Raw genomic sequence first — 14,303 nt, forward strand, 5'->3', positions numbered from 1 at the left:
GGCGGGTCAACCGGAGGAGGATTGCCTTGCGCGTACTGGTCGTCGAGGACGAGGAGATGCTCGCGGACTCGATCGCCGAAGGGCTGCGTGCCGAGGCGCTCGCCGTGGACGTGGCCTACGACGGCGAGAGCGCGCTGGAGCGGCTCGGCGTCAATGCCTACGACGTGCTCGTGCTCGACCGGGACCTGCCCGGCGTCCACGGCGACGACGTCGCCAGGACCGTCGCCGGCTCCGGGGCGGAGGTGCGGGTGCTCATGCTGACCGCCGCCGCGGACGTGCCCTCGCGCGTCTCCGGGCTGAGCCTGGGCGCCGACGACTACCTGACCAAGCCGTTCGCCTTCGAGGAACTGCTGGCGCGCGTCCACGCTCTGGGCCGCCGGGCACAGCGCCCCTCGCCGCCGCTGCTGGAGCGTGCCGGGATCCGGCTGGATCCCGCGCGGCGGGAGGTCTTCCGCGACGGCCGCCACGTCGCGCTGGCCCGCAAGGAGTTCGCGCTGCTGGCCGAGCTGCTGAAGGCTGAGGGCGCCGTCGTCTCGGCCGAGGACCTGCTGGAGAGGGCCTGGGACGAGAACGCCGACCCCTTCACCAACACCGTCCGCGTCACGCTGATGCGCCTGCGCCGCAAGCTGGGTGAGCCGCAGGTCATCGAGACCGTCCAGGGAACGGGGTACCGCATCCCATGAAGCCGACCATCCGCGTGCGGCTCACGCTGCTGTACGGCGGCGTCTTCTTCGCCGCGGGCCTCATCCTGCTCGGCCTCACCTACCTGACCGTGCGCGGCGTCCTGGAGGACACCCGCGACCGGACCGCGGGCACCGGCCAGTACATGGCCAACCACGCCATCCAGGAGGCCGACGGCACCCAGTGGTTCGTCAGGGTGCCGACCATCAGCCAGAAGGCCGCCCAGGCGGACTACGAGCGCAACACCGTCACCGGACTGCTCACCCAGGGCGCGATCTCGCTGACCCTGCTCGGCGCGCTCGCCATGGGCGCGGGCTGGCTGGTCAGCGGACGAGTCCTGCGGCCGCTCTACCAGGTCACCGAGACCGCCCGCCGCGTCGCCAACGGCACCAACCTGAGCGAGCGCATCGCCTACACCGGCGCCCACCACGACGTGAAGGAGCTGGCCGACACCTTCGACGTCATGCTCTCCCGCCTGGCCGCCGCCTTCGACGTGCAGAAACGGTTCGTCGCCAACGCCTCCCACGAGCTGCGCACCCCGCTGACGATCAACCGCACGCTCGTGGACGTGGCGTTGCGCCGCGCCGACGCCAGCCAGGACGCCCAGCGGCTGGGCGAGTCGCTGCTCGTGGTCAACACCCGGCACGAGCGCCTCATCGACGGCCTGCTCGCCCTGGCCGAGAGCGAGAACCCGGTCCTGGAGCGCCGCCTGCCCGTCGACCTGGCGGAGATCGCCGGCTACGTCGCCGACCAGGCGGTCGCCGAGGCCGGGCGCAAGCCCGTCGTCCTGCACCACGCGCTGGCGCCCGCGCCGTCGGCCGGCGACCCCATGCTGCTCGAACGGCTGGCGCAGAACCTCGTGGAGAACGCCATCCGGCACAACGTGGCCGACGGCGAGGTCTGGATCACCACCCGGCGCACCGGCGACGACGCCGAACTGGTCGTCGCCAACACCGGACCGGTCGTGCCCGCCTACGACCTGGAGGCCATCTTCGAGCCGTTCCGGCGGCTGCGCACCGACCGGGTGCGCTCCGATCGGGGCAGCGGCCTGGGCCTGTCGATCGTGCGGGCCACCGCCCGCGCCCACGGCGGCACGGTGGTGGCCGAGCCGCGCGAGGAGGGCGGGCTCACCGTCACCGTCCGGCTCCCGGCCTCACACGTGGACGGTCGTGATGGGCAGCGACGAGTCGGCCGGGATGTCCAGGGCTGACGGCGCGACCCCGGCTGCCACCAGGTCGGCGCCGAGCGCGGCCACCATGGCGCCGTTGTCGGTGCACAGCCCCGGCCGCGGCACGCGCAGCCGTACCCCTGCCTTGTCGCAGCGCTCCTGAGCCAGGGCGCGCAGCCGCGAGTTGGCCGCCACCCCGCCGCCGATGAGCAGGTCCTTGACGTCGTACTTCTTGCACGCCTGCAGCGCCTTGCGGGTCAGCACGTCGACCACGGCCTCCTGGAAGGAGGCGGCCACGTCGGGCACGTGGATGGTCTCGCCGGCGGTCTCGCGGGCCTCGACCCAGCGGGCGACCGCGGTCTTCAGGCCGGAGAAGGAGAAGTCGAGCGTGCCGTCGTCGAGCTTGCCGCGGGGGAAGGAGATCGCGGCGCCGGAGCCCTCGCGGGCGGCGCGGTCGATGTAGGGGCCGCCGGGGAAGGGCAGGCCGAGCACCCGCGCCACCTTGTCGAACGCCTCGCCGGCGGCGTCGTCGACCGTGGCGCCCAGCGAGATCACGTCCTGGGCGACGTCGGGCACCAGCAGCAGCGAGGAGTGCCCGCCGGAGACCAGCATGGCGATGCACGGCTTGGGCAGCGGCCCGTGCTCGAGCTGGTCGACGGCGACGTGCGCGGCCAGGTGGTTGACGCCGTAGAGGGGGACGCCGAGGCCGAGCGCGTAGGACTTGGCCGCCGCCACCCCGACCAGCAGCGCCCCGGCCAGGCCGGGACCGGCGGTGACCGCGACCGCGTCGATGTCGGAGAACGTCAGCCCGGCCTCGGCCAGCGCGCCCTCGACGACCGGCGTCATGGCCTCGAGGTGAGCCCGCGAGGCCACCTCGGGCACCACGCCGCCGAACCTGGCGTGTTCCTGCATGCTGGAGGCGATCGTGTTGGCCAGCAGCGTGTGCCCGCGCACGATTCCGACGCCGGTCTCGTCGCACGAGGTTTCGATGCCGAGGACCAGCGGCGCGTCCTTGTCAGCCATCCAGCTTCCTTCTCATCATGACCGCGTCGGTGCCGTCGTCGTAGTAACGCCGGCGCACGCCGATCTCCTCGAATCCGAACCGTTCGTAAACCGCCTTGGCCCGCGGGTTGTCGGACCGGACCTCCAGGAAGATCTCCCGGGCGCCCCGCCTGCGCGCCTCCCCGAGCAGCTCGGTCAGCATGGCGCTGCCGATGCCGCGGCTCTGGTGGTCGTGCAGCACGGCGATGGTCTGCACATCGGCCTGATCACCGGCCGCGGCCAGCCCCGCGTAGCCGACGATCCGCCCGTCGTCGAGCACGGCGACGACATAGTGCCTGGTGCGCGGCTGGTCGGCCAGCTCGCCGCGCATCATGCCCTCGCTCCACGCGTCGCGCGGGAACGTGGTCCGCTCGATGACCATGACCGCCGGCAGATCCGCCTCGGTCATCTGCCGCAACCTCACCCGTGCTCCAGGGTCGAGTCCGCCTCGGCTTGCACCGTGCTCTGCGGGATCGCATCCCTCGGTGTCCGCTTCGGCTCTCTCTCCGTCACCCTTTTGGGCGCCTTCGGCACGACCGCATCCGGCCGCCGCAGGTAGATCGGGCGCGGCTCGCCGAGCTTCTCCCCCGCCGCCAGCCGTTCGGCCGCCAGCGCGGCCAGAAACCCCGCCAGAGGGTACGGCGGAGCCGCCGCGTGCCCCAGGATCTCGGGATAGAGGTCGGCCCCGGCCACCGGCAGCCCGTCGAGCGGGATGTCGGCGGGCTTGTCCACGAACGGCCCGGCGGCCCGGGTGCGGGCGTCGTCGTAGCGGGCCCAGAACAGCTCCTTGCGCCGGGCGTCGGTCACCGCCAGGAACGGCTCCTCGCGGCGGGTGCCGTAGGCGAGGGCGTCGAGCGTGCAGATGCCGTAGACCTCCGCCAGCCCGAGCGCGGTGCCGAGCCCCTGGGCGGTCATGAGCCCGACGCGCAGCCCGGTGTAGGGGCCGGGGCCGGTGCCGGCCACGATCGTGGTCACCTGGCGCAGCGGGACGCCCGCCTCGGCCAGGACCTTCTGGATCGTGGGCACGAGCAGCTCGCCGTGGCGGCGGGCGTCGACCGTGGTGGACTCGGCGAGCACCCGGTGGCCGTCGTGGAGGGCGGCGGTGACGGCGGGTGTCGCGGTATCGAAAGCCAGGACCAGCACGACAATCAAGCCTACCGGCCCGGCGTCATGCCCATCCTGTTCGCCGGCGAAGCCAGTCGAGCGCGATCTCCCCCTGCGCCGCCTGGAAGGCCCGGACGGTGGGGATTCCGGGGGGCGGGGGCCGGCGGCTCTGCCGTACGAAATAGCCGGTGAGCGCGGCCAGGACGCAGGTCATGGCGGGGTCGGGGTCGGGGAGCAGCTCGCCGGGGTGGGGACCGCCCTGAAGGGCGACGGAGGGCAGCATGCCGAGGCGGTCGAACCAGGGGGCGCCCAGGCAAGCGTAGGGCCAGTCGACGACGTAGACGCGGTCGGCGGTGAGCAGGACGTTGTCGGCGCGCAGGTCGGCGTGTACGAGGGTGTCGCCCGCGGCGGCCTGCGCCCAGCCGGACTCCAGTTCGGCCAGGGCGTCGAGGTTGCGGGTGATCCACGGGTCGAGGCCCTGTTTGTCCTCCTCGAGCAGCAGCCGCCAGCCGCGGAACATCTCGCCGAAGACCTTGCCTATGGGCGGGACGGCGAGAGGGGAGGGGGTGAGCTCGGCGGCGAGCCGGTCGACGGCGGCCAGGACGCGGTCGAGCTCGTCGCGGCGCCAGGGCGTGGCGGGCGGGTGGCCGTCGACGTTCTCGAAGAGGAGCACGACCCAGCCGTCGTGTTCGAAGGAGGTCAGCAGGCGCGGCGCGGGCACGGCGGCGGGCAGCGCGGCGGACACGCGCGCCTCGGCCCGGTAGAGCTCGGTCGACCGGTCGTTGACGCCGGGGGCGACGGCTTTGACGAAGGCCCGCTCGCCGGTGTCGAGCAGCAGGCGGGCGGCGGTGGCCGGGGAGAAGCCGCCGGTCTGGGTCACGGCCTCGACGACCCGGCCGCCGAGGTACTCCTCGACCCGGGCGCGCACCGGCGCGGCCACCTCCTGCCAGGGGACGCGTGCGGAAGACATCATGCGCGGGAAGCGTAGACGATGACGTTGTCGTCGTACTCGCCCTTGACGGTGTCGAAGCGCCCGCCGCAGGTGACCAGCTTGAGCCCTTCGTCAACGTAGACCCGCTTGGCCGGGAAGTCGTTCTTGTGTACCTGCTCGACCGAGTCGACTTTGTACTCCACGGTCTTGCCGTCGCTGCGCGCCACCCGGACGAGCTGTCCCTTGCGCAGGTGGCGCAGCTTGTAGAAGACGGCCGGGGCGTCCTTGGTGTCCACGTGGCCGACGATGACCGAGGCGCCCTTGTCCCCGGGCACCGCGCTCTTGGAGTACCACCCGGCCATCTTGGGCTTCTCGTACGGCGGCAGCTCGACCTCGCCGTCCTTGGTCAGGCCGAGCTTCATCAGCGGCGCGTCCACCTCGATCGAGGGGATGTCGATGCTCTCGGGGACGATCGCCTCGGGCTTTCGTTCCACGGTCCTGCCGAACGCCACCAGCACCAGGCCGGTGATCGCCCCCGCCAGCACGACCCGTCCGGCACGGGCCACGGCTAGGCTCGGCGGCGCTTGAGGAGCAGTACGGCGCCGCCGGCCAGAGCCAGGCCCACGATCACGCCGACCGGCCCGATCGGCGTCGAGGAGTCGTCCCCGGCCTCCTTGCCGGCCATGCCGCCGCCGCCCGCCCTGGGCGCCCTGGTGGGCAGGCCGGTGGGAGTGTCCTCGGCGGCCCTGACCACGCGCAGCCTGGCCCGGCCGGTGTGGTTGGTGCCGTCGCACTTGACGTCCACGGTGTAGGTGCCGCGCTTGACGGTGCCGGAGACCTGCGCCTGCCCGCGTACCCAGGGCACGGCCGGGGGCGGGGCGGTGGAGGTGGGCGTGGCGCTGGGCGTGGTGGGCGGCACGGGGTTGAGCGTCACGCCGGACAGGAAGGCGTTGGAGGAGGCGGTGCCGACGTGCGTGGGGCCGCCGGTGGGCACGGGGCAGTTGGCCAGGATCCACACCCGGGAGGTCTCACCGGCGGTGACCCGGTCGGGGTTGAGCTGGACGTCGACGGAGGCGCGGGTGGTCGTCGGGGACGTCGTGGCGGTCGCGGTGGGGCTGCCCGTCGCGGCTGTGGGCGTCGGTGAGCCCGTGGGGGTGGTGGAGGCGTCGGCTGTGCAGCCGACGACACCGACCATGACGATGGCTCCTGCGCACGCGACTTGCCTGACCCTGAGCACGGCCGCACCCCACTCCGCCGACTTTCCTCAGCATCCACCAGAAATGCGGATACTTTCCCCACCTGATACCCAGAAAATCTGGGGAAATCCATGACCAATGATCATGATTTCCGCCAATCTCGATACCCGTCAAGGGTGCCAGGGTCGCCGGAGCCAGGGCGGGGTTTTACTCTTCTTCGCGATCAGACGGCGTGTCGGCCCACCGGGCGCCCACGCCGCGCAGGCTGACCAGGCGGGCGTCGTCGCCGCCCTCGCGGTCGATGTGGATCTCCAGCCGGTCCTCCGCCAGGCCCTCCACCAGGCCCTCGCCCCACTCGACCACGGTCACCGACTCCTCCAGCGAGGCGTCCAGGTCGAGGTCGTCGACCTCCAGGTCGCCGCCCAGCCGGTAGGCGTCCACGTGCACCAGCGGCGGGCCTTCGCACAGCGAGGGGTGCACGCGGGCGATGACGAAGGTCGGCGAGGTGATCGGGCCGCGCACCTTCAGCCCTTCGGCCAGGCCCTGAACCAGCGTGGTCTTCCCGGCGCCCAGCGGGCCGGACAACACCAGCAGATCCCCCGCGCGCAGCCGGGCCGACAGCCGCGCGCCGTACGCACGCATGTCCTCGGCGGTGGCGAGCCTTTCCACTAGACCTCCTTGATCAGGTCGCGCAGCGCCTCGTTGACCACGGCCGGACGCTCGAGCTGGATGAGATGGGAGGTGTCGGGCACCTCGGTGAAGCTCGCCTTGGGCAGCGCCTCGGCCATGGCCCTGCCGTGGTCGGGCGGGGTCAGCCAGTCCTTGTCGCCCACCAGGATCGCCGTCGGCACCGGGTCGAGCACGTGCAGCGCGGAGAGCTTGTCGTGGTTCATCAGCGCCGGGTAGAAGTTCGCGAACACCTCGGTCGGGGTGGCGCGGATCATGGACTCGGCGAAGTCCACCAGCGTCGGGCTGACGTTCTTGGAGTCGCCGAAGCCGATGAGGCGGGTGATGAGGAAGGCGATGTCGCTGCCGGCGTGGCGGGTCTTGTCGATGAGGCTGCCGCCGCGCCTGCCCAGCAGCGAGATCGTGCCGGGCGCGACCTTGTGGACCGCCTTGGAGACCACCGCGGGCAGGCCCAGGGTCAGCTCGGCCAGCTTGCCCGCGCTGGTGGCCATGAGGCAGACCGCGCGGATCTTCTCGCCGAACAACTCCGGGTGGCGATCGGCCAGCGCCATGATGGTCATGCCGCCCATCGAGTGGCCGACCAGCACGCACGGCCCGGGCACGAAGCGCTCCAGCACCTCGGCCAGGTCGTCGCCGAGCCGGTCGATCGTGCTGTCCTCGGCGGCGGCGCGCTGGGAGCGGCCGTGAGAGCGCTGGTCCCACAGCACGATGCGGTAGTCCTCGCGCAGGTCACGGCGCTGGTAGTGCCAGGACTCCAGGTTGAGGCAGTAGCCGTGACAGAACACGATGGTCAGCGGCGCGTCCTCGGGGCCGTCGACCTGCACGTGCAGGTCGACGCCGTCGGAGGTGGTGAGGGTGCGCTCCCTGCCGCGAAGCTCGCCGAAGGGCTCGCTGGCCTCGGCGTCGGGGCGCAGCCTGATCCGGCCCACCGCCAGGCGCTTGGCCAGGGCCAGCCCCGCGACGCCCGCGGACGCGGCGCCGACGATCGCGCCGGCGATCCCTACCTTCCGCCGTGTTGTCGTCGTCATGTCCCCTCATAAACTCTCGGCACCCGTGCGCCGATCTTCGTCACGATCTCGTGCGTGATCGTGCCGAGGTTATCCGCCCATTCCTGCAAGGTCGGCTCCCCGTCCTTGCCTGGACCGAACAGGATGACCTCGTCCCCTGAGCCGATGACGTCGTCGTCGACGTCGATCACGAACTGGTCCATGCAGACCCGGCCGGCGATCGCCCTGCGGCGTCCCCCGGCCAGGACCTCGACCCGCCCCGTCGCGTGCCTGAGTATCCCGTCGGCGTACCCGAGGGGTACCAGGCCAAGCGTGGTCTCCTGATCTGTGACATAAAGGTGTCCATAGGACACTCCGGAATTATCCGGCACGCGCTTGACCAGGGCCAGCCTGGCCACCAGCGTCATCGCCTGGCGCAGGCCGAAGTCACCCTGCTCGGGGATCGGGCTCAGGCCGTACATGGCGATGCCCGGCCGTGCCAGGTCGAAGCGCGCCCGCGGCAGGCTCACCAGCGCGGCCGAGTTGGCGACGTGCCTGATCACCTGCGAGCCGCCCAGCCCGGCCTGCTCGGCCAGCTTGAGCGCCTGCTCGAAGGCGTCGAGCTGGCCCTCCACCGACGGATGCCCCGGGATGTCGGCGCAGGCGAAGTGCGACCAGAGCCCGACGACCTCGACCGCGCCCTCGGCCTGCAGCCTGGCCGCGCGGGCCAGCAGCTCCGGCCACGCGGCCGGCGGGGCGCCGCCCCTGCTCATCCCGGTGTCGGCCTCCAGGTGCACCTTCGCGGTGACGCCGGTGGCCCGCGCCGCCGCGGCGAACTCCTCCAGCGACGCCACCCCCGCCGCCGACAGCTCGAGGTCCGCGCGCAGGGCCTGGCCGTACGGCTCGCCCGGCGTCAGCAGCCACGACAGGATCGGCGCGGTGACGCCCGCGGCCCGCAACGCCAGGCCCTCGCTCAGCGTGGCGGTGCCGAGCCGGGAGACGCCGGCGTCCAGGATCGTCTCGGAGACCCTCACCAGCCCGTGCCCATAGGCGTCGGCCTTGACCGCGCCCATCAGCTCGGCGCCCGCGGCGTGCTCCTTGAGCAGCGCGATGTTGTGCCGGATGGCGGACAGGTCGATGCGGGCCTCGGCGGGAGTCGTCATCCTTCCAGTGTGTCAGCTTGACCAGGTGCTTGAGCGGGGTTCGCCGGGGAGGCTAGGACAGCGACCTGATGGCCGCCGGGATCGCGGCGGCCACGTCCGCGGTCACCGGCGGCGCCCCGTCTGCGGCCAGGCCGCCGGCCAGCCCGTGCAGGTAGGCGGCGCAGGATCCGGCGTCGTAACAGCTCAGCCCCTGGGCCAGAAGCACCCCGGCCACCCCGGCCAGCACGTCCCCGGTGCCGGCCGTGGCCAGCCAGGGTGAGCCGGTGCGGTTGACCCGGACCGGGCGTTCCTCCTCGGCCACCAGCGTCGTGGCGCCCTTGAGCAGCACGGTCACGCCCAGTTCGGCGGCGGCCCGGCGCGCGTGCTCCAGCCGGTCGGCCTCGACGCGCTCGCGCGGCACCCGGGTCAGCCGCGCCAGCTCGCCCGCGTGCGGCGTGACGAGCACCGGCGCGCTGCGGCGTAGCAGCGCGGCATCGCGTGAGACCAGAGTCAGCGCGTCGGCGTCCACGAGCACCGGGACGTCACTGGCCAGCACCTTCCTGGCCAGCTCGTGGGCGAAGTCATCGGTGCCGAGCCCCGGCCCCAGCACCCACGCCTGCACCCGGCCGACGCCGTCGAGCGAGGGCCGGTCCAGCTCGGTGATGACCGCCTCGGGCCAGTGGGCGCGCACCTGGGCGACGGGCGCGGCGGTGCCGACGTAGCGGACCATGCCCGCGCCTGCGTGCAGCGCCCCGCCCACGGCCAGGACGGCGGCGCCGGTGTACTCCCGGCCGCCCGCGGCGATGCCCACCACGCCCCTGCGGTACTTGTCGGATTCCGCGTCCGGCATCGGCAGCAGGTCGGCCACGTCGCCGCCGGTGAGCGCGGCCACGTCGGGGTCGGGCAGGAACGCGCCGAGGCCGATGTCGACGAGCTCCAGCCGTCCGGTGTGCCCGGCGCCGGGGTCCACGAGCAGCCCGGTCTTGCAGGCGCCCATGGTGACGGTCAGGTGCGCGCGCACCGCCGCGCCGGCCACCCGGCCCGTGCTCGCGTCCACCCCGGACGGCACGTCCACCGCGACGACCAGCCCTGGGCCGCGGTTGACGCGCTCGGCGAGGGTCGCGTACGGCTCGCGCAACGCCCCTGAGGCCCCGATGCCGACCAGCCCGTCCACGACCAGATCGGCCCGGTCCACCGCCTCGGGACCGGCGATCCGCCCGCCGGCCAGCTTGAGCGCGGCCAGCCCCGCCTCGTGCACGCGGCTCCCGGCCAGGACCGCCTCGACCCTGGCGCCGCGCCGCGCCAGCCGTACCCCTGCGTAGAGGGCGTCGCCGCCGTTGTCGCCGCTGCCGGCGAGCAGGACCACCCGGGAGCCGTAGACGCGCCCGAGCAGCCCGGCGCAGCGTGCGGCCAGCCCGGCGGCGGCGCGCTGCATCAGGGTGCCCTCGGGCAGCCGTGCCATGAGCGCTTGTTCTGCGGTCCTGATCTGATCGGCGGTGTAGGCGGTAAGCATGATCCGAAGCTATCCCTCCGCGATCACGTAGGCCATCGCCACTCCGGCGTCGTGGGACATGGACAGGTGCCAGCGTTTGACGCCCAGGCCGTAGGCCACTTCGGCGGCCTTGCCGGTGATGCGGAGTTCGGGGCGGCCGGTGTCGTCGCAGACGACCTCGGCTTCCAGGTGGCCGAGGCCGCGGGGGGCGCCCAGCGCCTTGGCCACGGCCTCCTTGGCGGCGAAGCGGGCGGCCAGGGAGTGGATCGCGCGGCCCTCCTGCTCCTGCGCGGTGAACAGCCGGTCGCGCAACCCGGTCGTGCGCTCCAGCGCAGCCTCCAAGCGCGCGACGTCCACCACGTCCACCCCGATGCCCAGGATCATCCTCTCAGGCTAACGGCCGGGTCAGAGGCGGGTTGCCAGGCCGTCCAGGATGCGGTCCACGCCGTAGCGGAAGTCACGGTCGCGGATCTTGGACGGGTCGTCGTTCAGCAGTTGCTCGTCGAGCTCCTGCAGCCGGGGGAGTTCGCGGTTGGCGTGCATGGCGGCCTCGCGGACCTGGACGACGAGCTCCTCCTCGGTCTGGCCGAGCCTGGCCAGCATGGACAGCAGCGCGGCCTCGCTGGTCGTCATGCCGACGACGTAGGAGATGAGGGTGCCCATGGCCTGGTTGGCCTCGCTGAGCTCGAAGCCGGCGGCCTGGAAGAGGGCGAGCATGCGGTCGCTCTGGCGCATCAGGTTGGGCCCGAGCTCGGCCAGGCCGACCTGTCCGAAGACGGAGGCCACCCACGGGTGGCGCAGGATCATGGAGCGCAGGCTGTCGGCGCATCCGGACGCGGCCTCCCGCCAGTCGCCCGGCCCGGTGGCTTCAGGTACCCGCAGCTCGCCGTACACCTCGTCGACGACGAGCTCGATGAGCTCGTCCTTGTTGGCCACGTGGCGGTAGAGGGAGGTGGCGCCGGCGTTGAGCCGGGTGCCGAGGGTGCGCATGCTGAGGTTGTCGATGCCCTCCTCGTCGAGGAGTTTCACCGCCTCGGCGACGATGCGTTCGCGGCTGAGCGCGGGTGGTTGTTGCTGACGGCGGGGGCGGGTCCAGACCGACGGAATAGGCTGCTTCTGGGCGGGCATGCGGATCTCCTCTCGACCTTATCCGTCCAGCGTAGCGCACATTGTTCGCGATGGCGAACATAAAGCATGCCCGCGAACGACGTTCCCGCCGGAAGGCCCTCAGAAGCCTCCGCGCTGCCAGGGCCCCCAGATGGCGAACGACACGCCCCGGCTCGACTGCACGTTGACATACAACGTCTGCCCGCCGGGACCGAACGTCGAACCGGCGAACTCCGCGCCCGGATCGTCCGGCACCGGCGCCAGGCGGCAGAAGTCGAAGATCTCGCCGCGCCACGTCAGGCCGCGCAGGAAGTTGTCGCCGCCGCCGTCCTCGCAGAGCACCAGCGTCCCGCGCGGGCTGGCGGTGACGTTGTCGGGCAGGTCGAGCACGACCGCGCCCGGCGACTCGTAGACGAGCCCGAGCCGCCCGCTCCACGTCTCGTACGCCCAGACCTGCCCGCGCCCCTTGCCGAAGCCCGACGGCGGCTGGTCGCCCGTGGCCGTCGCGCCGCCCTGGGTGGAGACGAAGTAGACGGTGCCGTGGTGATAGACCGCGCCCTCCAGCCTGGAGAAGATCGCCGCCCCCTTGGCCAGCCCCTGCCTGCCGACCGCCCGGACGGCCTCGTCGTTGCTCGGCTTGCCGGTGAACTGCGGGTTGGGGTCGTCGATGTCCACCCACCGGGTCGTGTACGCGGCCCCGCGCGGCTGCCCCGCCGACAGGTCCTTGCCGTCCTGTTCGCGTACGGCCAGCATCTGCAACCGGCCGCCGTCCAGGATGCGCCCGGCCTGCCAGGGATGCCGCGGCGGCAGGTAGCGGTAGAACCCGGACGGGAAGGTGAAGTTGTCCTCGGTGAGGTAGAGCGCCCCGCTGACCTGGTCGAAGGCGGCCGATTCGTGCGCGAAGCGCCCCGCGGCCCGGATCGGCTCCGGCCTGGCCGCGCCGGTGACGGGCACCTCGAAGATGTAGCCGTGCTTGCGGGTCAGCTTGGAGTTGTCGCCACCGGAGAAGTCGTTGCCCACGTCCGGGCCGTTGACCGTCTCCTCGCAGGTCACCCAGGCGCCCCAGGGCATGGGCCCGCCGGAGCAGTTCATCATGGTGCCGGTGAGCGACGGGCCGCTGCTGAGCACCTCGCCGCGGCGGGTCACCCGCAGCGTGGCGGTGCCGCCGCCGGCCGCCCGGTCGTAGGCGTTCTCCGGGTCGCCGAACGCCCCGACGGGGCCGTTGACCTCGTGGTTGCGTACCAGGATCGTGCTGCCGCGCGGGCCGCGGAAGGCGGCCATGCCGTCGTGCCGGCCCGGCACCGGGCTGCCGTCGGAGAAGCGCTCCCCGGCCGCGTTGAACGAGCGGTATCTGAATCCGTCCGGCAGGAAGAGCCTGACCATGCCGTCCCGGGCGTCCTTGACCGGCTTGAGCGGGCCGTACCCGCCGCCCGGACGCGGCGGGCCGGCGGCGAGACCGGCGAACGGACCTGCTGCGAGGGCTCCGAGGAGAAAGCGGCGACGATCCATACTGCAGACCTTCCGTGAAGGTGTTCACAGAATGTTAAGGTCCGCGGAAGTTCGGGGTAAATGTTGAATCTCGCCAGAGCGGTACATCATTCCCCGGACCAAGCGACGGTAATCCCAGGATGTTATCCACAGGCTGTGGACTCACCCCCGACGAGCCCGGTTTGTACGGCGTCGCTACGCTGCCAAGGTGAATAACGGCTACGTGGAACTGAGCAGGGAGCAGTGGCGGGACCTCCGCAAGAACACGCCCTTGACTCTCACCGCAGACGAGCTGGAAGACCTGCGCGGTGTCGATGATCCCATCGACCTCACCGAGGTCACCGACATCTATCTCCCTCTGACCCGCCTGCTCAACCTGCACTACACGGGCTCCAAGCAACGCAGCAACGTGCTCAGCGCCTTCCTCGGCAAGCCCGGCCCGCGCGTGCCGTACATCCTGGGGATCGCCGGAAGCGTCGCGGTCGGCAAGTCGACCACGGCGCGGTTGCTGCACACGCTGCTGGCCCGCTGGCCCGAGCACCCGGACGTCGCGCTGCTGACCACCGACAGCTTCCTCTACCCCAACACCATCCTGGAAGCCAAGGGCATCATGCACCGCAAGGGGTTCCCCGAGAGTTACGACCGGCGGGCGCTGGTGCGGTTCGTGGCCGAGGTCAAGGCGGGCGCGAGCGAGGTCCGGGCGCCGGTCTACAGTCACCTCGAGTACGACATCGTCCCGGGTGCCCACCAGGTCGTGAAAAATCCGGATATCTTGATCATCGAGGGGTTGAACGTCCTCCAGCCCGCTCCCCCGACCGCGCTGGCCGTCACCGACTACTTCGACTACTCCATCTACGTGGACGCCAAGGTCGAAGACGTCAGGTCCTGGTACGTGGACCGGTTCCACAAACTGCGCAGAACAGCGTTCGAAGATCCCAAGTCGTACTTCAAGTACATCGCCGAACTCTCCTACGAAGAGGCCACCGACTTCGCCGTGAAGGTCTGGCACGACATCAACGAGCGCAACCTGGTGGACAACATCCTGCCCACCCGCGGGCGTGCCGACCTCGTGCTCCAGAAGGGCGCAGACCACGCCATCCGGCGTGTACGGCTTCGCCGTACGTGACGCCCCCGCTCTCCTCCAGGATGTAGACCCCGAACCGGCCCTGGCAGCCTTGGTCGTCGATGTCGGCGAACCAGCAGTCTTCGCCCTCGACATGACAGATACGAATCGCCATGGACACAGCCTTGCGAGCACCTATCAAAGGAGTGTCAACGTC

The 14,303-nt window shown here is 71.8% G+C and carries 16 protein-coding genes; 3 read left to right on the top strand and 13 right to left on the bottom strand.

Annotation, left to right across the window (positions count from 1 at the left end):
* The first annotated feature begins 26 nt into the window (after window positions 1-26).
* Together FVE25_RS38835 and FVE25_RS38840 are read left to right on the top strand one after the other, a co-directional pair.
* Window positions 27-683 (top strand): response regulator transcription factor, encoded by a 657-nt coding sequence (locus FVE25_RS38835; protein ID WP_157252487.1) that lies wholly within the window; start codon window positions 27-29, stop codon window positions 681-683.
* The gene (locus FVE25_RS38840; protein ID WP_157252488.1) at window positions 680-1,891 is read left to right on the top strand and encodes a sensor histidine kinase; all 1,212 of its coding nucleotides are present in this window, start codon (window positions 680-682) and stop codon (window positions 1,889-1,891) included. Before FVE25_RS38835 ends, FVE25_RS38840 begins: the two co-directional genes overlap by 4 nt.
* Here the strand turns inward: FVE25_RS38840 and tsaD are convergent.
* The 13 genes from tsaD to FVE25_RS38905 all read right to left on the bottom strand — a co-directional run bounded on the left by tsaD (window position 1,835) and on the right by FVE25_RS38905 (window position 13,044).
* Window positions 1,835-2,872 carry a tRNA (adenosine(37)-N6)-threonylcarbamoyltransferase complex transferase subunit TsaD gene (gene tsaD, locus FVE25_RS38845; RefSeq protein ID WP_157252489.1) on the bottom strand — a complete coding sequence of 346 codons (1,038 nt, stop codon included), beginning with the start codon at window positions 2,870-2,872 and terminating at the stop codon, window positions 1,835-1,837. The genes FVE25_RS38840 and tsaD overlap by 57 nt on opposite strands.
* Window positions 2,865-3,299 (bottom strand): ribosomal protein S18-alanine N-acetyltransferase, encoded by a 435-nt coding sequence (gene rimI, locus FVE25_RS38850; protein ID WP_246268119.1) that lies wholly within the window; start codon window positions 3,297-3,299, stop codon window positions 2,865-2,867. The genes tsaD and rimI overlap by 8 nt, the downstream gene beginning before the upstream one ends.
* Window positions 3,300-3,310: 11 nt before the next feature.
* Window positions 3,311-4,033, bottom strand: coding sequence for a tRNA (adenosine(37)-N6)-threonylcarbamoyltransferase complex dimerization subunit type 1 TsaB (tsaB, locus tag FVE25_RS38855; RefSeq protein ID WP_157252491.1), 723 nt, complete (start codon window positions 4,031-4,033; stop codon window positions 3,311-3,313).
* Between the two features lie 25 nt (window positions 4,034-4,058).
* On the bottom strand, window positions 4,059-4,967 hold the full coding sequence (locus FVE25_RS38860; protein WP_157252492.1) for an aminoglycoside phosphotransferase family protein: 909 nt from the start codon (window positions 4,965-4,967) through the stop codon (window positions 4,059-4,061).
* Entirely contained in the window at window positions 4,964-5,491 is a 528-nt protein-coding gene (locus tag FVE25_RS38865) for a class F sortase (protein ID WP_246268125.1), read from the bottom strand. The genes FVE25_RS38860 and FVE25_RS38865 overlap by 4 nt, the downstream gene beginning before the upstream one ends.
* A gap of 2 nt (window positions 5,492-5,493) precedes the next feature.
* Window positions 5,494-6,120, bottom strand: coding sequence for a hypothetical protein (locus FVE25_RS38870; RefSeq protein WP_157252493.1), 627 nt, complete (start codon window positions 6,118-6,120; stop codon window positions 5,494-5,496).
* A gap of 208 nt (window positions 6,121-6,328) precedes the next feature.
* Window positions 6,329-6,790, bottom strand: a complete 462-nt coding sequence (gene tsaE / locus FVE25_RS38875; protein WP_281367952.1) for a tRNA (adenosine(37)-N6)-threonylcarbamoyltransferase complex ATPase subunit type 1 TsaE — start codon at window positions 6,788-6,790, stop codon at window positions 6,329-6,331.
* Complete coding sequence (locus tag FVE25_RS38880; protein WP_157252494.1) at window positions 6,790-7,836, bottom strand: alpha/beta fold hydrolase; 1,047 nt, start codon at window positions 7,834-7,836, stop codon at window positions 6,790-6,792. Before FVE25_RS38880 ends, tsaE begins: the two co-directional genes overlap by 1 nt.
* A complete protein-coding gene (alr, locus tag FVE25_RS38885; RefSeq protein ID WP_157252495.1) occupies window positions 7,833-8,957 on the bottom strand; it encodes an alanine racemase in 1,125 nt (374 codons plus the stop codon). Before alr ends, FVE25_RS38880 begins: the two co-directional genes overlap by 4 nt.
* Before the next feature lie 52 nt (window positions 8,958-9,009).
* Window positions 9,010-10,449: an NAD(P)H-hydrate dehydratase gene (locus FVE25_RS38890; RefSeq protein ID WP_157252496.1), complete on the bottom strand. Its 1,440-nt coding sequence runs from the start codon at window positions 10,447-10,449 to the stop codon at window positions 9,010-9,012.
* Window positions 10,450-10,458: 9 nt separating this feature from the next.
* Window positions 10,459-10,812, bottom strand: coding sequence for a holo-ACP synthase (locus FVE25_RS38895; protein ID WP_157252497.1), 354 nt, complete (start codon window positions 10,810-10,812; stop codon window positions 10,459-10,461).
* Between the two features lie 21 nt (window positions 10,813-10,833).
* The gene (locus tag FVE25_RS38900) at window positions 10,834-11,556 is read right to left on the bottom strand and encodes a TetR/AcrR family transcriptional regulator (RefSeq protein ID WP_157252498.1); all 723 of its coding nucleotides are present in this window, start codon (window positions 11,554-11,556) and stop codon (window positions 10,834-10,836) included.
* 99 nt (window positions 11,557-11,655) lie between these two features.
* Window positions 11,656-13,044, bottom strand: coding sequence for a PhoX family protein (locus tag FVE25_RS38905; RefSeq protein ID WP_157252499.1), 1,389 nt, complete (start codon window positions 13,042-13,044; stop codon window positions 11,656-11,658).
* Window positions 13,045-13,246: 202 nt separating this feature from the next.
* Between FVE25_RS38905 and coaA the strand changes: the two genes are divergently transcribed.
* Window positions 13,247-14,149, top strand: coding sequence for a type I pantothenate kinase (coaA, locus tag FVE25_RS38910; protein WP_219825841.1), 903 nt, complete (start codon window positions 13,247-13,249; stop codon window positions 14,147-14,149).
* The last annotated feature ends 154 nt before the right edge of the window (window positions 14,150-14,303 follow it).

The sequence above is a fragment of the Nonomuraea typhae genome (assembly GCF_009760925.1).
Taxonomy (GTDB): Bacteria; Actinomycetota; Actinomycetes; order Streptosporangiales; family Streptosporangiaceae; genus Nonomuraea; species Nonomuraea typhae.

Coding starts and splice junctions, on each gene's coding strand:
- FVE25_RS38840 (WP_157252488.1), top strand. CDS start 680: ATGAAGCCGACCATCCGCGTGCGGCTCACGCTGCTGTACGGCGGCGTC.
- tsaD (WP_157252489.1), bottom strand. CDS start 2,872: ATGGCTGACAAGGACGCGCCGCTGGTCCTCGGCATCGAAACCTCGTGC.
- rimI (WP_246268119.1), bottom strand. CDS start 3,299: ATGACCGAGGCGGATCTGCCGGCGGTCATGGTCATCGAGCGGACCACG.
- FVE25_RS38860 (WP_157252492.1), bottom strand. CDS start 4,967: ATGATGTCTTCCGCACGCGTCCCCTGGCAGGAGGTGGCCGCGCCGGTG.
- FVE25_RS38870 (WP_157252493.1), bottom strand. CDS start 6,120: ATGGTCGGTGTCGTCGGCTGCACAGCCGACGCCTCCACCACCCCCACG.
- FVE25_RS38880 (WP_157252494.1), bottom strand. CDS start 7,836: ATGACGACGACAACACGGCGGAAGGTAGGGATCGCCGGCGCGATCGTC.
- alr (WP_157252495.1), bottom strand. CDS start 8,957: ATGACGACTCCCGCCGAGGCCCGCATCGACCTGTCCGCCATCCGGCAC.
- FVE25_RS38890 (WP_157252496.1), bottom strand. CDS start 10,449: ATGCTTACCGCCTACACCGCCGATCAGATCAGGACCGCAGAACAAGCG.
- FVE25_RS38895 (WP_157252497.1), bottom strand. CDS start 10,812: ATGATCCTGGGCATCGGGGTGGACGTGGTGGACGTCGCGCGCTTGGAG.
- FVE25_RS38900 (WP_157252498.1), bottom strand. CDS start 11,556: ATGCCCGCCCAGAAGCAGCCTATTCCGTCGGTCTGGACCCGCCCCCGC.
- FVE25_RS38905 (WP_157252499.1), bottom strand. CDS start 13,044: ATGGATCGTCGCCGCTTTCTCCTCGGAGCCCTCGCAGCAGGTCCGTTC.